The 21,438-nt window shown below is 61.4% G+C and carries 18 protein-coding genes; 13 read left to right on the forward strand and 5 right to left on the reverse strand.

Annotated elements, in window-relative coordinates:
- The first annotated feature begins 35 nt into the window (after window positions 1–35).
- Both EL18_RS11920 and EL18_RS11925 read left to right on the forward strand, forming a co-directional pair.
- Complete coding sequence (locus EL18_RS11920) at window positions 36–1,403, forward strand: ActS/PrrB/RegB family redox-sensitive histidine kinase (protein ID WP_051914081.1); 1,368 nt, start codon at window positions 36–38, stop codon at window positions 1,401–1,403.
- The gene (locus tag EL18_RS11925) at window positions 1,400–1,960 is read left to right on the forward strand and encodes an ActR/PrrA/RegA family redox response regulator transcription factor (protein WP_036483302.1); all 561 of its coding nucleotides are present in this window, start codon (window positions 1,400–1,402) and stop codon (window positions 1,958–1,960) included. Before EL18_RS11920 ends, EL18_RS11925 begins: the two co-directional genes overlap by 4 nt.
- Before the next feature lie 7 nt (window positions 1,961–1,967).
- Here EL18_RS11925 and EL18_RS11930 read toward each other — a convergent pair whose 3' ends face one another.
- From EL18_RS11930 to lptC, 4 genes are all read right to left on the reverse strand, one after another.
- Window positions 1,968–2,471 (reverse strand): MmcB family DNA repair protein, encoded by a 504-nt coding sequence (locus EL18_RS11930; RefSeq protein ID WP_036483305.1) that lies wholly within the window; start codon window positions 2,469–2,471, stop codon window positions 1,968–1,970.
- 73 nt (window positions 2,472–2,544) lie between these two features.
- Complete coding sequence (gene lptB, locus EL18_RS11935; protein ID WP_036483308.1) at window positions 2,545–3,336, reverse strand: LPS export ABC transporter ATP-binding protein; 792 nt, start codon at window positions 3,334–3,336, stop codon at window positions 2,545–2,547.
- A gap of 14 nt (window positions 3,337–3,350) precedes the next feature.
- A complete protein-coding gene (locus EL18_RS11940) occupies window positions 3,351–3,872 on the reverse strand; it encodes an LptA/OstA family protein (protein ID WP_036484696.1) in 522 nt (173 codons plus the stop codon).
- 32 nt (window positions 3,873–3,904) lie between these two features.
- Complete coding sequence (gene lptC / locus EL18_RS11945) at window positions 3,905–4,588, reverse strand: LPS export ABC transporter periplasmic protein LptC (RefSeq protein WP_051914092.1); 684 nt, start codon at window positions 4,586–4,588, stop codon at window positions 3,905–3,907.
- 230 nt (window positions 4,589–4,818) lie between these two features.
- On the opposite strand from lptC, the gene sppA reads away from it, so the two are divergent.
- The 9 genes from sppA to olsB all read left to right on the forward strand — a co-directional run bounded on the left by sppA (window position 4,819) and on the right by olsB (window position 13,362).
- Complete coding sequence (gene sppA, locus EL18_RS11950) at window positions 4,819–5,790, forward strand: signal peptide peptidase SppA (RefSeq protein WP_036483313.1); 972 nt, start codon at window positions 4,819–4,821, stop codon at window positions 5,788–5,790.
- 56 nt (window positions 5,791–5,846) lie between these two features.
- Window positions 5,847–6,134 carry an integration host factor subunit beta gene (locus tag EL18_RS11955; RefSeq protein WP_036483315.1) on the forward strand — a complete coding sequence of 96 codons (288 nt, stop codon included), beginning with the start codon at window positions 5,847–5,849 and terminating at the stop codon, window positions 6,132–6,134.
- Window positions 6,135–6,170: 36 nt separating this feature from the next.
- Window positions 6,171–6,506 (forward strand): lipopolysaccharide assembly protein LapA domain-containing protein, encoded by a 336-nt coding sequence (locus EL18_RS11960; protein WP_036483317.1) that lies wholly within the window; start codon window positions 6,171–6,173, stop codon window positions 6,504–6,506.
- Window positions 6,507–6,602: 96 nt separating this feature from the next.
- Window positions 6,603–7,688 (forward strand): RsmD family RNA methyltransferase, encoded by a 1,086-nt coding sequence (locus tag EL18_RS11965; RefSeq protein WP_081871168.1) that lies wholly within the window; start codon window positions 6,603–6,605, stop codon window positions 7,686–7,688.
- Window positions 7,685–8,545, forward strand: coding sequence for a TrmH family RNA methyltransferase (locus EL18_RS11970; protein ID WP_036483319.1), 861 nt, complete (start codon window positions 7,685–7,687; stop codon window positions 8,543–8,545). The genes EL18_RS11965 and EL18_RS11970 overlap by 4 nt, the downstream gene beginning before the upstream one ends.
- A complete protein-coding gene (gene lspA / locus EL18_RS11975; protein ID WP_036483321.1) occupies window positions 8,542–9,030 on the forward strand; it encodes a signal peptidase II in 489 nt (162 codons plus the stop codon). The genes EL18_RS11970 and lspA overlap by 4 nt, the downstream gene beginning before the upstream one ends.
- Before the next feature lie 17 nt (window positions 9,031–9,047).
- Window positions 9,048–10,040 carry an acrylyl-CoA reductase (NADPH) gene (acuI, locus tag EL18_RS11980; RefSeq protein ID WP_036483323.1) on the forward strand — a complete coding sequence of 331 codons (993 nt, stop codon included), beginning with the start codon at window positions 9,048–9,050 and terminating at the stop codon, window positions 10,038–10,040.
- A 78-nt stretch (window positions 10,041–10,118) separates the two neighbouring features.
- Entirely contained in the window at window positions 10,119–12,386 is a 2,268-nt protein-coding gene (locus tag EL18_RS11985) for a hybrid sensor histidine kinase/response regulator (RefSeq protein WP_036483326.1), read from the forward strand.
- 100 nt (window positions 12,387–12,486) lie between these two features.
- Window positions 12,487–13,362: a l-ornithine N(alpha)-acyltransferase gene (gene olsB, locus EL18_RS11990; protein ID WP_051914094.1), complete on the forward strand. Its 876-nt coding sequence runs from the start codon at window positions 12,487–12,489 to the stop codon at window positions 13,360–13,362.
- A gap of 27 nt (window positions 13,363–13,389) precedes the next feature.
- On the opposite strand, the gene EL18_RS11995 is transcribed toward olsB, so the two are convergent.
- Entirely contained in the window at window positions 13,390–15,675 is a 2,286-nt protein-coding gene (locus tag EL18_RS11995; protein WP_036483328.1) for an NADP-dependent malic enzyme, read from the reverse strand.
- A gap of 88 nt (window positions 15,676–15,763) precedes the next feature.
- Here EL18_RS11995 and mutS point away from each other — a divergent pair, with 88 nt between their 5' ends.
- Window positions 15,764–18,535 (forward strand): DNA mismatch repair protein MutS, encoded by a 2,772-nt coding sequence (gene mutS / locus EL18_RS12000; RefSeq protein ID WP_081871169.1) that lies wholly within the window; start codon window positions 15,764–15,766, stop codon window positions 18,533–18,535.
- Window positions 18,536–18,617: 82 nt separating this feature from the next.
- Window positions 18,618–21,428, forward strand: coding sequence for a [protein-PII] uridylyltransferase (locus EL18_RS12005; RefSeq protein WP_036483332.1), 2,811 nt, complete (start codon window positions 18,618–18,620; stop codon window positions 21,426–21,428).
- Window positions 21,429–21,438 lie beyond the last annotated feature (10 nt).

The raw sequence follows: 21,438 nt of genomic DNA on the forward strand, positions 1-21,438 counted from the left end.
GGTCTTGCGCGCGTGTCAGCGCATAAACGCAGTCCATGATTTACGACGCCGAACTGCACAATACGCGCCATATACAGTCCCTGCGGCTGAATACGCTTATCCGTTTGCGGTGGCTTGCGGTTGTCGGGCAGAGCATGGCGACACTGGTGGTCGCCTTCTATTTCGAGTTTCCCGTTCCGGTCCTGCCCTGCTTCATCCTGATCGGGGCTGCGGCCTTCCTGAACACCTATCTCGGCTACACCTATCCGGCGACGCACAGGCTTCTGCCGCGTGATGCGGCATGGATCCTGATCTTCGACGTGCTGCAGCTTGGCGGACTACTGTTTCTCACGGGCGGACTGACGAACCCCTTCTCCGTGCTCCTTGCAGTGCCGGTGGTCATCTCGGCAACAACATTGCCACGCTCCTGGACGGAGCTTCTCGGCATGCTGGTGGTGGGTATCGCGACGGCTCTGGCCTTCTTTCACCTGCCGCTGCCGTGGTTTCCCGGCACGGAACTTCGCATGCCCTTCATCTATATTGCCGGTGTCTGGGTGGCGGTGGTCTCTTCCATCGCCTTTTCCGGCGTATATGCCTACCGGGTAGCGGAAGAGGCGCGGCTCCTCGCCAATGCGCTGACGGCAACCGAACTGGTTCTGCAGCGCGAGCAGCATATCTCCGCGCTGGACGGACTTGCTGCCGCTGCGGCCCATGAGCTTGGAACGCCGCTTGCCACCATCGCCCTGGTCTCGCGCGAGATGGAAAAGGCGTTGGGCGACAATCCGGACTTGAAGGACGATATCGCGCTCCTGCGCTCGCAGTCCGAACGCTGCCGCGAAATCCTGAAACAGCTAACCAGTCTTTCCACCGAAAGCGGTGACCATCTGGTGCGCATGACCTTCACCGCGCTGATCGAAGAGACGGTTGAGCCGCATCGTGATTTTGGCATCAGGATCGAATTGGAGCAGGGTGAGTGCGAGGGGCGCGAACCGGTCGTGCGTCGCAATCCGGGCGTCCACTACGGGCTGGGCAATCTGGTGGAGAATGCCGTCGATTTCGCCCAGGAGGCGGTGACGCTGCGCTGGTGGTGGAACGAGCGACAGGTTGGGTTGAGAATCACCGATGACGGGAAGGGCTTTCCGCCGGAAATCCTGGAGCGGATCGGCGATCCTTATGTCACCAAACGCGCCAGTGGGCATGGCGGAGGGCTGGGTCTGGGCCTATTTATAGCCAAGACGCTTCTTGAGCGGTCGGGTGCAACGATCATCTTCGCGAATTCCACCGAAGAAGGCAAAGGTGCTACGGTCGATATAAGCTGGTCGCGTGAAGCGTTCTTCATGAGCCACGGGGGGCTTCCATGGTCGTCCGGTGCGGAGAGCAATCCGCATCCCACACAGATGGACGGGAAAGCGAGCGAAACATGAGTGAAGTGGAAAACGAGAACGCCATTCCGGGCGAAGATCACACGCTTTTGATCGTCGATGACGACAAGCCGTTTCTGACCCGCGTGGCGCGCGCCATGGAGGGTCGCGGCTTCCAGGTCGATACCGCCGATTCGGTTGCAGAGGCCATCGCCAAGGTGAATAGCGCTCCACCCGCCTTTGCCGTGGTGGATATGCGCCTTGGTGACGGCAATGGTCTGGATGTTGTTTCCGCGTTACGCGAGAAGCGCGAAGATGCACGTTCCATCATCCTCACGGGCTACGGCAATATCGCCACCGCCGTGACGGCCGTGAAGCTTGGCGCCATCGACTACCTCTCCAAGCCTGCCGATGCCGATGACATTTTCAACGTACTGACGCGAAAGCCTGACGAAAAGGCCGAACTGCCGGAGAATCCGATGTCGGCCGACCGGGTACGCTGGGAACATATCCAGCGGGTCTACGAGATGTGCGACCGTAATGTTTCCGAGACCGCACGCCGGCTCAACATGCATCGGCGCACGCTGCAGCGCATTTTGGCCAAGCGCGCACCGCGCTAAAGTCGCGTCAACCCTCCGCTTCACCTTCAAGGGCGGGAATGGTCACGCCAGCCATTTCCGCCGCCGTGATCCGGGATGCGCCGGTACGCGCAAGCCGCAGCATGAGCGCCTTGCGGGTTGCGGCCGGCAGCTTGTGTTCCGGCGCATCGCGCAGGATTTCCGCGCCATAGCCGTCCGAAAGGATGAAGCCGCATTCCTCGGGGAATATCTCCTGCGGTACGTCAGGGTGCGAGGCGAAGAAGAGCCGATCGCAGTGCAGTCGGTAGTCTGGCCATTTGCGGTCCACCTGAAAATCCTCGATCGATGACTTTATCTCGATGATCCATATCTCGCCCTTGCGGGTGAGACCGACCAGATCCGCGCGCCGACCGGTGGCAAGTGTCACTTCGGGAATGGAAACCGTGCCAAGCTGGGCGAACAGACGCTGCACGCCGCGACGGATGATGAGCGCGCGCTCCGACTGGCGGCCATCGGCCAGCGGGTTTGATGCATGGGGGCTTATAATTGGCATGGATGCGAAAATGGCAGGCTTTGGCCGAAGATGAAAGCGTGCGCCAAAGCTTCGTCCTATGCTCCTGACAGCGCTAGATCGTGAAGCCTTCGCCGAGATAAAGGCGGCGGACATCCGCATTCGCCACGATGTCCTCCGGCTGACCGTGGGTGAGCACCTGACCGGCATGGATGATATAGGCGCGGTCGATGAGGCCCAGCGTCTCGCGCACATTATGGTCAGTGATGAGAACACCGATGCCGCGTGCCGTCAGATGGCGCACGAGCTGCTGGATATCCGTCACCGCGATCGGGTCAATACCGGCGAAAGGCTCGTCAAGCAGCATGAAATTGGGCTTAGATGCGAGCGCGCGGGCGATCTCGAGGCGGCGGCGCTCGCCACCGGAAAGCGCGACGGAAGGCGACTTGCGCAGATGGCTGATGGAGAACTCTTCCAGAAGCGCGTCCAGCGTCTTTTCACGCTCCTTGCGGCTCTTCTCGACCACTTCGAGAATGGCGCGGATGTTCTGTTCGACGGTCAGGCCGCGGAAAATCGAAGCTTCCTGCGGGAGATAGCCAATGCCAAGGCGGGCGCGGCGATACATGGGCATTGAGGTGACGTCGTAGCCGTCGATCTGGATGGTGCCCTGATCGACGGGGACAAGGCCGGTGACCATGTAGAAACAGGTGGTCTTGCCTGCGCCATTGGGGCCGAGAAGACCCACAGCCTCGCCCGCGCGCACACCCAGCGATACGCCGGAAACCACCTGGCGGCTCTTGTAGGACTTGGTCAGGCCGCGCGCGATGAGCGTGCCCTTGTATTTGCGCAGCTGCTCCTCGGAGGGTGGCGGCGGCGCTTCATTCTGCGGCAGGAGGCGTTTGAGCATGAGGCGGGAGAACCCTAACGATTACGGGATTCAGGCGTCAGAAGCATCTTCACGCGACCGCCGGCACCCGAACCGCCGCAGCTGTCGAGACGCGCCTGGCCGTTGCTCATCTGCACGGTGAGCTTGCAGCCGGTGATGACATTGTCACCTTCCGAAAGAACGACCTCGTTGCCGGACAGAACCAGCACTTCGGAATCCATATCAAACGTGCCGCGGTCGCCGGTGGCGACCTGCGTCTCGGACTTCACATAGATGCCGTCCTCGACTTCGAGGCGATCGATGTCCGCGCTGCCGGTCGTGGCGGAACCGCCATCGGATTTGTAGAACACCTTCATGCGGCCGGCCTTCATGACCGTTTCGCCCTGCACGACCGACACATTGCCGGTGAAGGTGGCCAGGCTCTGGTTCTCATCCACCTCGAAGCGGTCGCTCTCGATCTGGATCGGCTGATCGCCGGACAGTTTCAGGCCCGTCATGCGCTCTGTCTGCGCGAAAGCGGTCGTAGCCGCGGCGGACAGGGCCAGAAGAGCAGCCATTGCGATGCGTGCTGTTGCGGTTGCCACGGACTTCACTCTCCCCCTCGCCTAACCTTTTGCGGGTCCACTATTACGCGAACCCGGTCCTCAAAGACCAGAACTTTTCCGCCATCGTCGGCGCTGAAGCGGTCTGCGCGGATGGAGAGGCCGTCCATGTTGATTTCCACCGGCTTGTCGCTCTTAAGCGAACCCTTCGCGACATCGACATCGGCCGATTCCAGCCGAGCCGAGATGCCGTTGGTGGTTTCCAGCTCGATCGTCTGGTTGAGGGTCAAGGCATTGCCGCTGCGGTCGAAGCGGCCTTCGCTTGCGGTGATGACGGCCTGATCCCCATCGTCGAAGGGGACGGTGGCGGTAATCTCTTCCAAATCTATTGCAGCTGTCTCACTGCCGATCTCCTGACGCGCACGTGCTGCCGTCATCGTATAGGGCAGATTGTTGCGGGTGAAACCTTCAAGCGTCGGGTTGGCCATGACCAGCTTGCCATCCTTGATGGTGGCCGAGCCAAGATCGATGTCGCCACCCGTAACGGAAGAGAGCATGCTGTAGCCGACGAAGAGCAGGATGCAGCCGCTTGCGACAGCAGGCAAGAACCATTTCATCGCACGCACGCGCCTGGAATGCGCCTGCGCGCGCGCGAAATCACGCTCGCCGCGTTCGGCGCGGCGGATCGCATCGCTGCGCATATGTTCCGTTCTGGCGTGGCCAGCAGTCATAAGGTCTGATCTCCAGGCGTTTCCGCTGAAAATGCGATGCGGACGCCGATTGGCTGCGGGTTGCAAATGCCCGCCGAACATCGGGAATTGACAGTTCAATATGGCCATTCTGGGATTGAGAGCAAGGCGTGGGGCTGCCACTGCCGGTTTTGGCAGTAGCCCCGCGCATTCAACTCGTTTAAAAGACGCCTCTTCGCAGACCCGCCACCGGCACAAGAGAGGCACCTGGCATGGCATCCTTGAGCGCAGACGAGCTGATCGACCGCAGACGCATTCGCCGCAAGCTGACCTTTTGGCGCGTGGCAACGATCCTCATATTGATCATAAGTCTGTTCGTTCTGGTGCGCTGGATGCTCGGCGACCGCGTGGCTGCCACACCGCATATCGCGCAGATCCGCATCGAAGGCACCATCACCGAAGACGAGAAGCTGCTTGACCGGCTAGAGGACATTCGTCGTTCAAAGGCTGTGCGTGGCGTCATCGTCACGGTCGATTCCCCCGGTGGCACCACCGCCGGCGGCGAGGCCATCTATGAAGAGATCCGTCTGATTGCGCAGGAAAAGCCGGTCGTGGCGCAGGTGGGCACCCTTGCCGCTTCAGCGGGCTACATGATTGCGAGCGCTGCCGATCATATCGTTGCGCGGCAATCCTCGATCGTGGGCTCCATCGGCGTGCTTGTGCAGTTGCCCAATCTGACCGGCCTCATGGAAAAACTCGGGATCGGCGTCGAAGAGGTGAAATCAAGCCCTCTCAAGGCCGAGCCCTCCCCCTTCAACGAGACGACAGAAGAAGAGCGCGCCATGATGCGCGCCATGATCATGGACAGCTATGACTGGTTTGTCGATCTGGTGACGGAACGCCGTCCGCTGTCACGCGAGGAAGTGCTGACGCTGGCCGACGGGTCTGTCTTCACCGGCCGCCAGGCGGCGCAAGCCAAGCTGGTGGATGCGCTTGGCGGCGAGCGTGAAGCCAAGCAGTGGCTGGTCGAGAAGGGGCTCGACGAAAATCTGCAAGTGGTCGAATGGAAGCCGCGCAGCGACGATGTCTCGCTCTTCATGCCCGAAATCGCATCGCGTTGGCTGGCGCGGGTTCTGGGGCTTTCAACCGAAGAGCAACTTATCCGGGCATTGGGCGCGGAGCGCATCTTTCTTGACGGTCTCGTGTCGGTCTGGCAACCTGACGCCTCCCGTGGACTGGACTAAAAAATATAGTAAAACCATTCAGATAGTGGGCACACAAGCGGCGGAAAATTGAGAACATGATCAAGTCCGAGCTGGTACAGACCATCGCAAACCGGAATCCGCATCTGTTTCTGCGCGATGTCGAGAACATCGTGAACGCCATTTTCGACGAGATCGGAGAGGCGCTGGCCGAAGGCAATCGCGTGGAGCTTCGCGGCTTCGGCGCCTTCTCGGTAAAGAACCGTCCGGCACGCACCGGACGCAACCCGCGTACCGGCGAATCCGTTTATGTCGAAGAGAAGTGGGTTCCCTTCTTCAAGACCGGCAAGGAACTGCGCGAGCGGCTGAACGGCGGCAGCGAATAAGCCGCGGCAGAAGTTCAAAGGACCAAGAAAGAGGCCATGGCAAAACGTATCCTGACAGTGGTGGTGCTCGTACCGCTTGCGATCATCCTCATCGCGCTTGCCGTGGCAAATCGCGCGCCGACCGCCTTTACCTTCGATCCGTTCAACCCCGGCAATCCGGCGCTGACCATCAGCCTGCCGCTCTTTGCATTGCTGTTCCTGGCGCTGATCGTCGGCATGTTCATCGGCTCCATGGCAACCTGGTTCCGACAGGGGCGCTATCGGCGCATCGCGCGCCAGCGCAATGCAGAGGTGGAGAAGCTGAAGAAGCAGACACCGCCTGCCGCGCAAAACAGCGAGAGCAAGGGCGCTCTGGTACACCGCGCAGCCTGATTGCCGCCGGCCCAGAACGCGCCCGCACTTCTCCGACTCCTGGAATGACCTGCGCGACCTTGTTGCGTGCGTGGCCTTCGCTGTGGCAGATGGGTCATGACAATCGACCGGACCGTACCGGAGCAGAGCTTGAAGCCCAGTCCCAAAAAGCACAGCGCGAAGCGCAAACGTGACGGCTCCAGGGCCGTGCGCCCGCAACAGCAGCATGACCGTGGTCTGCGCAATACGCAGGCCGTTGAACCCGCGCGCCAGGAAGTCGAGCGCGTGGCCCGGCGCGAGGGCCCGCTTCCCGACGAGAAGCTGCCGCTGATCCTCGAGGTTCTGCCGAATGAAAATTACGCGCTCCTGGATTCGGGCGATGGCCAGAAGCTTGAGCAATACGGCCCCTATCGTATCGTGCGGCCGGAGAACCAGGCGCTCTGGCGCCCTGCCCTGCCTGAAACGGTATGGGAAAAGGTTGATGCGGTCTTCACCGGCGACACCGATGAGGAGGGCATGGGGCGCTGGCGCTTTCCCCGTACGCCACTTGGCGAGACCTGGCCCATGCGCCACGACGGTATCGATTATCTCGGCCGGTTCACCTCGTTCCGCCATGTCGGCGTATTTCCCGAACAGGCAACCCATTGGAGCCATATGGCCAAGCTGGTCGAGGATGCGCGGCGCCCGGTAAAGGTGTTGAACCTTTTCGGTTATACCGGCCTTGCCTCGCTTGTTGCCGCACGCGCCGGCGCGCAGGTGACGCATGTGGACGCCTCAAAAAAAGCAATTGGCTGGGCGCGTGAGAACCAGGAAATGGCGGGGCTTTCCGACCGCCCGATCCGCTGGATCTGCGAGGACGCGATGAAATTCGCCGAACGCGAGGCCCGGCGCGGCAACAGCTATGACATCATCCTGCTTGATCCGCCCGCCTATGGCCGCGGTCCCAAAGGCGAGGTCTGGCAGTTGTTCGACCATCTGCCGAAGCTGGTGGAAACCTGCCGCAGCATCCTTTCCCCGAACGCGTTGGCCATGGTGCTGACGGCCTATTCCATCCGTGCCTCGTTCTTTGCGATGCATGCGGTGATGCGCGATACCTTCGCCGGCATGGGCGGGCGCGTGGAATCCGGGGAGCTGGTCATACGTGAGAAAGCCGGGGACCGCGCGCTTTCAACCTCGCTTTTCTCACGATGGGTTGCGAAATGAGTTCTTCCCGCGAAACACGCGCACCCGGACAGGTGAAGGAGATCACCAGCCTGTCCAATCCGATCATCAAGGACATCAAGGCGCTGGCGCTGAAGAAATTCCGCGACCGCGAGCGCAGCTTCATGGCCGAGGGGCTGAAGCTTGTTCTTGATGCGATGGACAATGGCTGGACCATCCGGACCCTTGTCTATGCGAAGGCCGGTCGCGGCAATGCAGCGGTGGAGAAGGCGGCGGCACGCACCGTGGCCTCGGGCGGTCTGGTGCTTGAGGTCAGCGAAAAGGTGCTTTCGTCGATCACACGCAGAGACAATCCGCAGATGGTCGTCGGCGTTTTCGAACAGCGCTATCATCGGCTCGAAGATGTTTCGTCGGCAAAGGGTGACGTCTGGGTGGCGCTCGATCGTGTGCGCGACCCCGGCAATCTGGGCACGATCATCCGCACCGTGGATGCGGTCGGTGCGAAGGGTGTGATTCTTGTGGGCGATTGCACGGATCCGTTTTCGCTGGAGACCGTTCGGGCGACGATGGGTTCACTGTTCAGCGTGCCGCTGATCCGGACCGATGAGGAGCGCTTCCTGAAATGGCGGGAAAGCGCCTATGACGGCATGATGGCCGGCACGCACCTGAAGGGATCGGTCGACTATCGCAGCGTGGATTACGCCGACAAGCCGATGCTTCTCCTGATGGGCAACGAGCAGAAAGGACTGCCGGACAGTCTGGCGGAGCGCTGCGATAGGCTTGTGCGCATTCCACAGGCAGGACGTGCGGATTCGCTCAATCTCGCCGTGGCGACGGGAGTGATGCTATACGAAATTCGGCGCAATGCGTTGCCGATGGAGAGCCAGGAGACGAAATGACCCGCCGCCAGATCGCCTTTGCGAGCCTGCTTGCCCTGATCGCGCTCCTGATTGACCAGTGGGTCAAACAGCTCGTGCAGACAAATCTTCCGCTGCATGAGCGTGTTGATCTGGTGCCCTATCTCTCGCTCTACCATTCGCAGAATACCGGCGTCGCCTTCTCCATGCTGTCAGGCGTGGGTGGCACATGGCTGAGCGTGCTGACGCTGATCGTGCTGGGCTTCATCCTCTATCTCGCCCTCAAGACGCAACCGCATCAGCGGATGTCGCAGTTCGGTTTCGCACTTATCGTCGGCGGTGCGCTGGGCAACCTCGTCGATCGCACTACGCTTGGTTATGTGGTGGACTATATCTATTTTCACACGCCATCTTGGTCGTTCGCGGTATTCAATCTGGCTGATGCCTTCATCACGGTGGGGGCCGGTCTGGTGATACTGGATGAAATCGTCGGCTGGCTTCGTGGAGGACATGAACCGGCAGAGTGACGCGCAGAGGAATACGCATGAGCACCAGCTTCAAGGCCGTTCTGATCACCAAAGACGACAATGGCGCGCAGCAGGTGCATTTGCGTGAAATGACCGAGGCCGATCTGATGGATGGCGATGTCACGATCGCCGTTGCCGCCTCCAGCCTCAACTACAAGGACGGCCTCGCCATAAGCGGCAAGGCACCGGTCGTGCGCCGGTTTCCCATGATCCCCGGCATCGATCTTGCCGGCACAGTAATGCGCTCTGCTCATCCTGCCTGGCGTGAGGGCGACCGGGTGATCCTCAACGGTTTTGGTGTCGGTGAAACCCATTACGGCGGACTTGCAGAACGCGCGCGCGTGAACGGCGACTGGCTGGTGCCGCTTCCCGACGGTTTCACCGAAGCACAGGCCATGGCACTTGGCACCGCGGGCTATACGGCGATGCTGTGCGTAATGGCGCTTGAGCGGCATGGCATCTCGCCGGACCGCGGACCCGTGGTGATATCGGGTGCTGCGGGTGGTGTGGGCTCTGTCGCCGTGGGACTTCTGGCAGAGCTTGGATACGAAGTCACAGCCTCGACCGGACGTTTGGAAACGCATGACTATCTGCGTGAGCTTGGCGCGAGCGACATCATCCACCGGGAAGAACTTTCAGGCGACGGCAAGCCCCTGGCCAAGGAGCGCTGGGCAGGTGGCATCGACGTGGCAGGGGGGCGTACGCTTGCCAACATGCTGTCGGCCACACGCTATGGCGGAGCCGTCGCGGCCTGCGGACTGGCTGAAAGCATGGGGCTACCGGCCAATGTCGCCCCCTTCATCCTGCGTGGGGTCTCGCTTCTCGGGGTCGATTCCGTCATGGCCCCGGTTTCGCTGCGGCTGGAGGCATGGCGGCGGCTCGAGAACCTGACCGACCGGAGCAAACTGGCTTCGGTTTCGACCACGATACCGCTCGGCATGGCCATCGAATCCGCACCGCAGATCGTGGCGGGGAATGTGCGCGGAAGGCTGGTCGTCGAAACAGGTTAAGTGAAGCCTAACCGGCTCGATCAAATGCGAATGCCGATCCAAAATCTTCCCTAATCGCTGAGGGATATCTTGCCTGCCATGACAAGGGCGGGCGTAATACAGCGACTGGAAAGAGCCTGGGCACAGGCCAGCAAAGCGGCGGGAACGCCGCTGGCCAAACCGCTCATCTATAGCGACCAGCGCCATTCATCATTTGCATCCAAAGCGCTTGTATTCATCGCATTCAGCAATCTCGCGCTCGCCGGGCTGGCATATCTGACAGGCACCTCGCCTGCCATCTATGTCGGCCTTCTGCTCGTCACCTTCATGGCCATCGCCTTTTCGTTCAGCAAGAGCCGCGGCGAAGGCGTGGTTGCAGAAGAACAGCGCGCAATGCATCAGAATGCCCTGCAGATGGAAGAGCTGGCCGACCGCATGTGGGAAATGCGTGAAAGCGAACAGCGGTTCTACGGCCTGCTTGAAGGGTTGGGCGATCTCGTCGTCCATCGCGACCGTGACGGGCGGATTCTGTATGCCAACAAGGTGCTTGGCGAACTGCTGGGCATGGAAGTCGACCAGGCCTATGGCAAGACGCTGAGCCATCTGGGCATCGAGATACCGATCGTGCCCGAAGCTGCCTTCGCCGATGGCGAGAGCATCAGTTCGACCGATGTCGCAGTGCGCACCGGGCGAGGCTTGCGCTGGTTTGCCTGGACGGAGCTTTCCATGCGGGACACGGAGAGCGGCGAAGCATCCCACTGGGCCATTGCCCGTGACATCACCGCGCGCAAACTGGCGGAAACGGCGCTGGTCAATGCGCGCGAGCGGGCCGAACAGGCAAGCCACGCGAAGTCCCGGTTCCTGGCGACGGTAAGCCATGAAATCCGCACCCCCATGAACGGCATCATGGGCATGGCAACGCTTCTGGCCGATACCACGCTGACACATGAGCAACGCACCTATGTGGGTGCCATCTCCACCTCCTCCGGTGCCCTTCTGGCGCTGATCGAAGACCTGCTCGACTATTCCAAGATAGAGGCTGGCAAGCTTGAGCTCGAGGCACAGAAGATGGATGTGCGCGAGATGGTCGAAAGCATAGTCGAACTGATGGCCACGCGGGCATTTGCCAAGAGTATCGGCCTTGGCTGCCATATATCGCCATTGGTGCCGGAATATGTGAATGCTGATCCCGGCCGGTTGCGCCAGGTGCTTCTGAACCTGCTTGGCAATGCCATCAAATTCACCGAAACGGGCGGTGTCCTGCTCACGGTCATCCCGTCGCAGAAGGATGGCAAGCCCGCTCTTTCCTTCCGTGTGGAAGATACCGGACCTGGCATCGAGCAAAATGCGCTCGAACGCATCTTCAAGGACTTCGAACAGGCCGAGAGCGGCTCCACGCGCAGGCATGGCGGTGCAGGTCTGGGGCTAGCGATCACGCGCCGACTCGTGGAGGCCATGAAGGGGCGCATCATCGCCGAAAGCGCACCGGGCGAAGGTGCCACCTTCACCGTAACACTGCCTCTGGATGGCGAAGCAGACGAGGAAGCCAAGAATACAGCACGCTCACTAGCCGGCTACCATGTGGGAATCCTCGCCAGCCACGAGATGGAAGCGGAAGCACTTTCGCGCAGCGTGCGTGCCCATGGAGGGCGCTCCACCATCATTGACCCCACCGCTGCTTCCAAGTCAGCGCAAGGTGAGGACCTCGACGCGCTTATCGTCGATGCCTCGCTGGAGAAAGAGGACGGGTCGTGCCTGCGCAAGCTTCGCGAGAACGGCTGGAAAGCGAAACGCAACATCACCCTGATTGCGCCTTCCGAACGCGGCCGGCTGGCAAGTTTCCGTGCCAATGGCTATGGCGCCTTCCTTGCCCGCCCCGCCCGCACGCGCACCATGCTGCGCATGCTTTTGAGCGAGATCCCGAACCGTCCAAGCGAAGTGCCCTCACCCAAGGCCGGGCGAAAGGCCGCACGCGGCGCGCATACGGGCCTGCATGTCCTGGTGGCCGAGGACAACGAGATCAACGCGCTGTTGGCGCGCTCCGCCCTCACACGCGCCGGGCATCGGGTGGAGGTTGTCACCAACGGACGTGCGGCACTGGATGTTCTGACGAAACAGTCGCGCCCCTATGACATCGTCTTGATGGATCTGCACATGCCGGTTCTGGACGGGCTTGATGCGATAGCCGGCGTGCGCCGTTTCGAGGAAGAGGCAGGCATGGCACCGATCCCGATCCTCGTGCTTTCCGCCGATGGTCAGGAAAAGACACGGCAAGGCGTACTGGCTCATGGCGCGAGCGGCTTCGTGACCAAGCCGCTTGATCCCGACAAGCTGCTGCTTACGCTGGAAACGCATATGGCTGCATAGGCCGCCCTCAAATGATCATGAGCCGGCCAGCCTCTTGTCATGCTACTGTCGCAGCCTGATATTATTTCCGCCTCATCGAGATGCGGCGGAGAATCAAGAGATGCAAGGCCTGATCCTGAGAAACGCAGTGAAGCCTGAAGCTCAACTGGCGGCCGCCCTGGCGGAAAAGAGCAGCGTTGATATCCTGGGCCAGATCGGCCCTCTCCTGGTGCGCCTGGCTGCCGGTGATGAAGAACTGCGCGCCGCCCAAAAGCTGCGCTATGACGTTTTCTTCCGCGAAATGGGAGCTTCTCATGCAGACCCGTCCGCGATGGAAGAGCGCGACTCCGACCGCTTCGACGCCGTGTGCGACCATCTTTTGGTGATCGATACGACACTGCCCGGCACGACCTGCCAGCAGATTGTCGGCACCTATCGCATGCTGCCGCAGGATGTCGCCGGTGCTGCCGGCGGTTTCTATTCGGAAGACGAATTCGAGCTTGGCGGTCTGGTGTCTCGCCATCAGGGACGCCGCTTCCTCGAACTGGGGCGCTCCTGCGTTTTGCCGGCTTATCGCTCCAAGCGAACAATCGAGCTTTTGTGGCAGGGCATCTGGGCCTATTGCCGCAAGCGCGACATCGACGTGATGACGGGATGCGCCTCGTTCCCCGGCACGGTGCCAGCCGCCCATGCGGAAGCGCTGTCATTCCTGCACCATTTTGCGCGATCCGAGGGTGCGTGGGCCGTTAGGGCACGCGACGACCGCTTTTCCTCGATGGACCTGATGCCCGCCGAAGCGATCAACATGAAAGCCGCCCTTGCGGCCATGCCGCCGCTCATCAAGGGCTATCTGCGCCTTGGCGCAAGGTTCGGCGAAGGCTGCGTGATCGACCGTCATTTCGGCACCACCGATGTTCTGGTGGTGCTTCCGGTGGAAGCGATCTCGCAGCGCTATCTCGCCCATTTCGGCGCAGAGGCCGAGCGCTTCGCCGCCTGAGGCGGCGAAGGCTTCCTGTTTCCTACATCACTGACCCGCGCTGTAGGCTGCGATGGCGGCCATGTTGACGATGTCGGAATCCTTCGCGTTCAGCGACACGATCTGAACCGGCTTGTTGAGGCCGACCAAGAGCGGGCCGATGACTGTGGATCCGCCGAGCTCCTGCAACATCTTGGTGGAGATGGATGCGGAGTGGAAGGCGGGCATGACCAACACATTGGCCGGGCCTGACAGGCGGCAGAAGGGATATTCGCGCATGAGGCTTGCATTGAGCGCGACATCTGCGGCCATCTCGCCATCATATTCGAAATCCACGCGACGCTTGTCGAGGATCTTCACCGCTTCCTGCACACGCTCGGAACGCTCGCCGGGCGGATGGCCGAAGGTGGAATAGGCAAGCATCGCGACGCGCGGCTCGTAGCCCATGCGGCGCGCCTGACCTGCTGCCTCCTCGGCGATGTCGGCAAGCTCCTCGGCGTTCGGCATGTCGTGAACCGCCGTGTCGGCGACCAGCACCGTGCGGCCACGGCAAAGCGCCAGCGAAACGCCGATGACGGGGTGGCCGGGGCGCGCATCGATGCAGCGGCGCACATCTGCGAGCACCGTGGAGTAGTTGCGGGTCACGCCGGTTACCATGCCATCCGCGTCGCCCAGCGCCACCATGGTTGCCGCGAAGTGGTTTCGGTCATTGTTGATGAGGCGCTGGCAGTCGCGGAAGAGATAGCCCTTTCGCTGCAGGCGCTCATAGAGATAGTCCGCATAGATGGCGTTGCGGCGCGACAGCCGCGCATTGATGATCTCGATGCCGGGCTTCGACAGGTCGACGCCGGCATTATGCGCCATTTCGCGAATGCGCTCCTCGCGTCCAAGCAGGATGGCCGTGCCAAGGCGCTGGTTCACATAGGCGACGGCGGCGCGCATGACCTGTTCCTCCTCGCCCTCGGCGAAGACGATGCGCTTGGGCTGGCGGCGCACACGGTCATAGATACGCTGCAAGGTGGAGACGATCGGATCCCGCCTCGCAGAAAGCTCGTGCGCGTATTTCTCCAGGTCGATGATCGGGCGACGTGCAACGCCGGAATTCATCGCCGCCTTGGCCACGGCCACGGGGATGGCGGAGATCAAGCGCGGATCGAATGGCACGGGGATGATGTAGTCGGGACCATATTTCGGGCGATTGCCGCGATAGGCTGCGGCAACATCATCCGGCACATCCTGGCGCGCAAGTTCGGCCAGCGCCTGAGCAGCGGCGACCTTCATCTCGTCATTGATGGTGGTTGCCCGTACATCCAGCGCGCCGCGGAAGATATAGGGAAAGCCCAGCACATTGTTGACCTGGTTGGGATAGTCCGAGCGGCCCGTCGCCATGATGGCATCGGTGCGGATTTCCGAAACCTCTTCCGGCGTGATTTCCGGATCGGGATTGGCCATGGCGAAGATGATCGGGTTCTTGGCCATGGACTGGACCATCTTGGGGGTCAGAGCACCCTTGGCGGACAGTCCGAAAAAGACGTCGGCGCCCTCCACCGCCTCGGCAAGCGTGCGCTTGTCGGTCTCCACCGCATGGGCCGACTTCCACTGGTTCATGCCCTCTTCGCGGCCCTTGTGAACGACGCCCTTGGTATCGCAGAGGATGACGTTTTCGGGCGTGAAGCCAAGCGACTTGGCAAGTTCGATACAGGCGATACCGGCTGCTCCCGCACCGTTGCAGACAAGGCGCGTGGACTTCATGTCGCGGCCGGTCAGATGCAGCGCGTTGATGAGGCCTGCAACGGCAATGATTGCGGTGCCGTGCTGGTCGTCATGGAAGACGGGAATGTCCATCAATTCGCGCAGGCGCTGCTCGATGATGAAGCATTCGGGAGCCTTGATGTCTTCCAGATTGATGCCGCCGAAGGAGGGTCCAAGCAGGCGCACGCAATTGATGAATTCGTCTGCGTCTTCCGTGTCGACCTCGAGGTCGATGGAATCAACATCGGCAAAGCGCTTGAAGAGCACCGCCTTACCTTCCATCACCGGCTTGGAGGCCAGCGCGCCGAGATTGCCGAGGCCGAGAATGGCCGTGCCATTGGAAATGACAGCGACCGTGTTGCCGCGTGTCGTATAGTCAAAGGCGCGAGCGGGGTCTTCGGCGATGGCCTTTACCGGCACGGCCACACCCGGCGAGTAAGCCAGCGAAAGATCGCGCTGGGTAGCCATGGGCTTGGTCGGCGTGATCTCCAGCTTGCCGGGCCGGCCCATGGCGTGGAAATCCAGCGCCTCCTGCGGGCTGACGGACGGGCCCTGTTCTTCCGACTTGTTGTTTTTCGCCATGATAGATGTTCTCTCCCCGGGGTAGATATCGGCTTTCTGTGGAGTTTTGCCGAAGCCTTGTGAATAAGGCTACACTCCGGGGCCGTAAATGCTCAAGAAAGACGCAAGAACTTTAAATGCCGAGGGGCGCGAGTTGAACGACGAGACGCCAATCCGCAAGGCAGACGCGAAGCCCGTGACAAACACTTCGACTGCCGGCGCGACGCCGATGATGCAGCAGTTCATCGAGATCAAGGCAGCGAATGCCGATTCGCTGCTGTTTTATCGCATGGGCGATTTCTATGAGCTGTTCTTCGAGGATGCCGAGATCGCCAGTCGCGCGCTTGGCATCACGCTGACCAAGCGCGGCAAGCACAATGGTGACGACATCCCCATGTGCGGCGTGCCGGTTCACGCGGCTGACGATTATCTCCAGCGCCTGATCGGCCTTGGGCACCGGGTGGCGGTCTGCGAGCAGATGGAGGACCCGGCGGAAGCGAAGAAGCGCGGCTCCAAGGCAGTGGTGAAGCGCGACGTGATCCGGCTGGTCACGCCCGGCACCATCACCGAGGAAAAGCTGCTCGATCCCGCGCAGGCCAATTATTTGATGGCGCTGGGCCGCGTGAAAGGCGACGAAGACGCGCTGGCGCTGGCCTGGATCGACATTTCCACGGGCGTCTTCCGCGTGACCTCCACCAATGCGGAACGGGCACTGGCCGACATTCTGCGTGTCGATCCCCGCGAGCTTGTGGTCGCCGAGCCCGTGTTTCACGACGAGAAACTGCGCCCCGTGTTCGACGTGCTTGGCCGCGTGGTCAATCCGCAGCCTGCGACCTTTTTCGATTCCTCCAGCGCCGAAAGCCGCCTCTCGCGCTTTTACGGCGTGGCAACGCTCGATGGTTTTGGCCAGTTTTCGCGCGCCGAGCTTTCCGCCATTTCCGGCGCGGTGGCCTATGTCGAGAAGACGCAGGTTTCCGAACGACCCCCGCTGGGTGCGCCCGAACGCGATGAGGAGGGCAAAAGCCTCTTCATCGACCCGGCAACACGGGCCAATCTGGAGCTTGCGCGCACGCTTTCGGGCAATCGCGACGGCAGCCTTCTGAAAGCCATGGATCGCACGGTGACGGGTGCGGGCGGGCGCCTTCTGGCGGAGCGGTTGATGTCGCCGCTGACCGATCCGAAGGAAATCTCCGCGCGCCATGATGCGGTCGCTTTCCTCTTGCGCGAAAGCGGGCTTCGCGGAGCATTGCGGGACAATCTGAAGGGTGTGCCCGATATTGCGCGGGCACTGTCGCGCCTAGCCTTGAACCGCGGTGGTCCGCGTGACCTCGGCGCATTGGCCGCCGGTCTCTCGGCAGCGTTCGAAATCGCGCGGCTGGCCAAAAGCCGGGAATTGCCTGCAGAGCTCTCGCGCGCATTTTCCGCGCTCGGGCAATTGCCGGCCAATCTGGCGGGTCATCTGGAGCGCGCGCTTGCCGACGAGCTGCCGCTTCTCAAGCGTGATGGTGGGTTTGTGCGTGCGGGCTATCACGACGAGCTCGACGAGATGCGCGCGCTGCGCGACGAATCGCGGCGTGTGATCGCGGGCATGGAGCGCGACCTTGCAGCAGAGACCTGTATCCGCTCGCTGAAGATCCGGCACAACAATGTGCTGGGCTACTATATCGAAGTGACGGCGCAGAATGCGGGAGCGCTGACCGAGACGCCGGAAGCGAAGGCGCGGTTCATCCATCGCCAGACCATGGCCAATGCCATGCGCTTCACGACGACCGAGCTGGCGGAGCTTGAGACGCGGATTGCCAATGCGGCGGATCGCGCAAATGCCATTGAGCAAGGCGTGTTCGACCAGCTTGTCGCGGAAGTCGTGGGCAAGAGCGATGCCCTGCGTTCCGGCGCACAAGCGCTTGCCGAGCTCGATGTCTATGCCGGACTTGCCACGCTTGCGGAGGCGGAGAACTATTGCCGCCCCATCGTGGATGACAGTCTCGACTTCTGCATCGAGGGCGGCCGCCATCCGGTGGTGGAGCAGGCGCTGCGCAAACAGGTTGCCGACCCCTTCGTGGCCAATGACTGCGACCTGTCGCCCTTCAATGGCGAGAAGAATGGCGCGATCTGGCTTCTGACCGGCCCGAATATGGGCGGCAAATCGACCTTCCTGCGCCAGAACGCGCTGATCGCCGTCATGGCTCAGATGGGATCTTTCGTGCCCGCACGTGAGGCGCGGCTTGGGGTCGTGGACCGGCTTTTCAGCCGCGTTGGCGCTTCGGACGATCTGGCGCGCGGCCGCTCCACCTTCATGGTCGAGATGGTGGAAACGGCCGCGATCCTCAATCAGGCAAGCGAGCGCTCGCTCGTCATCCTCGACGAGATCGGGCGCGGCACCTCTACCTTTGACGGCTTGTCCATCGCATGGGCGGCGGTTGAATATCTGCACGAGAAGAACCGGTGCCGGGCGCTTTTCGCAACCCATTTCCACGAAATGACGGCACTGTCGGAAAAGCTTGCGCGCCTGACCAATGTCACCATGCGGGTGAAGGAATTCGAAGGCGACGTCATTTTCCTGCACGAGGTGGCGCGCGGTGCCGCCGACCGGTCCTATGGTGTGCAGGTGGCACGGCTTGCAGGCCTGCCTGCTGCCGTGGTCGAGCGTGCGCGCGAGGTTCTGGGCGAGCTCGAGCAGGGCGAGACCACCGGCAAGGCAGCACGGCTTGTCGATGATCTGCCACTATTCAATGTGCAGGCGCGAGCGACACCGGTGAAGCAGACAACCTCCGACAAGCTGGCAGAGGCGCTGTCGGGGATCAATCCCGACGAGATGACGCCGCGCGAAGCATTGGACGCGCTTTACCGGCTGAAGGCCGAGGCCGAGACGAAAGCTTGAAACGAGCCATTTCACGCGCACGTCAAAACGCGCTATAGACGCCGCTGATTGGTGCCAACGCACCTGAACCGCAGAGGCGCGAATGGCCCGGATACCGCTCAAGCTCGACCAGATCATCGACAGCGCGAAATTGCGCGATGGCCTTGAGGAACTGGCAAGGGGAGGAGCCGAGAGCCTCGAAACGCGAGCGAACGTCCTCAAGCTTTTGAAGGAAACACTGGCCACCGGGCGTGAGCGCGCGGAAGTCATGCTTGCCGAAGATGGAGGCGGCACGGCTTGCGCCACGCGCCTTTCGCATCTGATGGATCAGATCGTCTGCGCGCTTTACGACTTTGCGGCAAGACATGTCTATCCGGCCGAAAACCGCTCCACTGCAGAATGGATGTCGGTCATTGCTGTTGGGGGCTATGGCCGTGGCACGCTGGCGCCGGGCTCGGATGTCGATCTGCTTTTCCTGCTGCCCTACAAGCAGACGCCCTGGGGGGAGCAGGTCGCCGAATACATGCTCTACATGTTCTGGGACATGGGCCTGAAGGTCGGGCATGCAACCCGCAATGTGGATGAATGCATCCGCCTGTCACGCACCGACATCACCATCCGCACGGCGGTTCTGGAATCGCGCTTCATCTGCGGGGATGCGGGGCTTAACGACCAGCTTCTCACCCGCTTCGACGAAGAGGTGGTGAAGGATACGGGTGCCGAATTCATCCAAGGCAAGCTTGTCGAGCGCGACACGCGCCACCAGAAGGCCGGCGAAAGCCGCTATCTGGTGGAGCCGAACATCAAGGACGGCAAAGGCGGGCTGCGCGACCTGCACACGCTGTTCTGGATCGGCAAATATTATTACCGCGTGCGCGAGGCCGAGGAACTGGTCAACAAGGGGGTTTTCACGCGGCGGGAATATCTGCAGTTCCGCAAGGCGGAAGACTTCTTCTGGGCAGTGCGCTGCCACCTGCACTTCCTGACCGGCAAGGCCGAGGAACGGCTGATTTTCGACGTGCAGCGCGATATCGCCGAACGGCTTGGATATACCAGCCATCCCGGCCTTTCTGCCGTCGAGCGCTTCATGAAGCACTACTTCCTGAACGCTAAGGCCGTGGGTGACCTGACGCGCATCTTCTGTGCCGCACTGGAAGAAGAGCAGGCCAAGCATGTGCCGGGCTTCAACCGCATCTTCCCCACCTTCACGCGGCGCAAGCGCAAGCTGCCGGGGACCAGCGACTTCATCATCGACAATCACCGCATCAATGTCGCGCATGAAGGGGTGTTCGAGCAGGACCCGGTCAATCTGGTGCGGCTGTTCTGGTTCGCCGACCGACACGGGCTTGAATATCACCCGGAGGCGCTGAAACTTCTGACGCGTTCGTTGAAGCTGATCGACCGCAATTTGCGGCGTGACGAGGAAGCCAATGCGCTGTTCATGGACATCCTCACCTCGACGCGCGATCCGGAACTCAATCTGCGCCGGATGAACGAGGCGGGTGTGCTGGGCAAGCTCATTCCCGAGTTCAACAAGATCGTCGCGATGATGCAGTTCAACATGTACCACCATTATACGGTGGACGAACATCTGTTGCGCTGCATCGGTGTACTCGCCGAGATCGATCACGGGGACGGACAGAAGAACCATCCGCTCGCCAGCGAGATCTTTCCAGGCCTCAAGCAATGGCGGCGGGTTCTGTACACGGCGCTCCTGCTGCACGATATCGCCAAGGGGCGACCTGAGGACCACTCGGTTGCAGGTGCGCGGATCGCAAAGCGTCTTTGCCCGCATATGGGCCTCGACAAGACGGAGACAGAGCTTGTCACCTGGCTGGTGCAGGAGCATCTGACCATGTCGATGATTGCGCAGACGCGCGATCTCAATGACCGGAAGACCATTCAGGACTTCGCCGATATCGTGCAGTCGGTAGACAGGCTGAAGCTGCTTCTGGTGCTGACTGTGTGCGATATTCGTGGTGTGGGGCCGGGCGTGTGGAATGGCTGGAAGGGTCAGCTCCTGCGCACGCTCTATTATGAGACCGAACTGCTCCTGACCGGCGGTTTCTCTGAAGCTTCCCGTGCCACCCGTGCAGACCAGGCGCGTGAGGAGCTGGTGCAGGCGCTTTCCGAAGCCGGGTGGCAGGAAAGACAGGCGCAGGACTATGTGAAGCTGCATTACCAGCATTATCTGCTGGCGGTGGATCTGGAGAACCGGGTGCGGCATGCCGATTTCATCCGCAAGGTGGATGAAGAGGGCAAGCCGCTGGCGACCATGGTCAAGCCGCACACATTCGAGGCGGTGACGGAGATTACCGTGCTGGCACCCGACCACCCTCACCTTCTCTCGGTGATCACGGGTGCCTGCTCGGCTGCGCAGGCCAATATCGTGGACGCACAGATCTTCACGACCACCGACGGGCGTGCACTCGACACGATCCTGATCAATCGCGAATTCGAATATGACGATGACGAGCGGCGGCGGGCGCAGCGCGTTGGCCAGCTCATCGAAGATGTTCTGGCCGGCAGGACCTATCTGCCGGAAGTGATCGAGAAACGCGGCAAGACGAAGCGTGCTGCAAAAGCCTTCCGCATCGAGCCGCGGGCCGAAGTGAAGAACACGCTGTCGAACCGGTTCTCTGTCATCGAGGTGGAGTGCCTGGACAGACCGGGCCTGCTTTCCGAAGTAACCGGGGCCATCTCGTCGCTCTCGCTCGACATTGCTTCAGCCCACATCACGACCTTCGGCGAGAAGGTGATCGACACGTTCTATGTCACGGACCTGACGGGCCAGAAGGTCGTCAATCCGGATCGGCTCGACGCCATACGTACCACGCTGGTCGACACGCTTACCAACGGCTTCCAGCGCAGAAGCAGCCGTTCATCCATTTCAGCCACGATTACAGCTCGATAATCCCCTCCAC

The sequence above is a fragment of the Nitratireductor basaltis genome (assembly GCF_000733725.1).
Taxonomy (GTDB): Bacteria; Pseudomonadota; Alphaproteobacteria; order Rhizobiales; family Rhizobiaceae; genus Chelativorans; species Chelativorans basaltis.

Excerpts from the sequence above, each read along its gene's own strand:
- EL18_RS11965 (WP_081871168.1), top strand. The coding sequence starts at position 6,603 with ATGACAATCGACCGGACCGTACCGGAGCAGAGCTTGAAGCCCAGTCCC.
- EL18_RS11960 (WP_036483317.1), top strand. The coding sequence starts at position 6,171 with ATGGCAAAACGTATCCTGACAGTGGTGGTGCTCGTACCGCTTGCGATC.
- olsB (WP_051914094.1), top strand. The coding sequence starts at position 12,487 with ATGCAAGGCCTGATCCTGAGAAACGCAGTGAAGCCTGAAGCTCAACTG.
- acuI (WP_036483323.1), top strand. The coding sequence starts at position 9,048 with ATGAGCACCAGCTTCAAGGCCGTTCTGATCACCAAAGACGACAATGGC.
- EL18_RS11925 (WP_036483302.1), top strand. The coding sequence starts at position 1,400 with ATGAGTGAAGTGGAAAACGAGAACGCCATTCCGGGCGAAGATCACACG.
- EL18_RS11940 (WP_036484696.1), bottom strand. The coding sequence starts at position 3,872 with ATGGCTGCTCTTCTGGCCCTGTCCGCCGCGGCTACGACCGCTTTCGCG.
- EL18_RS11930 (WP_036483305.1), bottom strand. The coding sequence starts at position 2,471 with ATGCCAATTATAAGCCCCCATGCATCAAACCCGCTGGCCGATGGCCGC.
- mutS (WP_081871169.1), top strand. The coding sequence starts at position 15,764 with ATGCTCAAGAAAGACGCAAGAACTTTAAATGCCGAGGGGCGCGAGTTG.
- lptC (WP_051914092.1), bottom strand. The coding sequence starts at position 4,588 with ATGACTGCTGGCCACGCCAGAACGGAACATATGCGCAGCGATGCGATC.
- EL18_RS11955 (WP_036483315.1), top strand. The coding sequence starts at position 5,847 with ATGATCAAGTCCGAGCTGGTACAGACCATCGCAAACCGGAATCCGCAT.
- lspA (WP_036483321.1), top strand. The coding sequence starts at position 8,542 with ATGACCCGCCGCCAGATCGCCTTTGCGAGCCTGCTTGCCCTGATCGCG.
- EL18_RS11920 (WP_051914081.1), top strand. The coding sequence starts at position 36 with ATGATTTACGACGCCGAACTGCACAATACGCGCCATATACAGTCCCTG.
- EL18_RS11970 (WP_036483319.1), top strand. The coding sequence starts at position 7,685 with ATGAGTTCTTCCCGCGAAACACGCGCACCCGGACAGGTGAAGGAGATC.
- EL18_RS12005 (WP_036483332.1), top strand. The coding sequence starts at position 18,618 with ATGGCCCGGATACCGCTCAAGCTCGACCAGATCATCGACAGCGCGAAA.
- sppA (WP_036483313.1), top strand. The coding sequence starts at position 4,819 with ATGGCATCCTTGAGCGCAGACGAGCTGATCGACCGCAGACGCATTCGC.
- lptB (WP_036483308.1), bottom strand. The coding sequence starts at position 3,336 with ATGCTCAAACGCCTCCTGCCGCAGAATGAAGCGCCGCCGCCACCCTCC.
- EL18_RS11995 (WP_036483328.1), bottom strand. The coding sequence starts at position 15,675 with ATGGCGAAAAACAACAAGTCGGAAGAACAGGGCCCGTCCGTCAGCCCG.
- EL18_RS11985 (WP_036483326.1), top strand. The coding sequence starts at position 10,119 with ATGACAAGGGCGGGCGTAATACAGCGACTGGAAAGAGCCTGGGCACAG.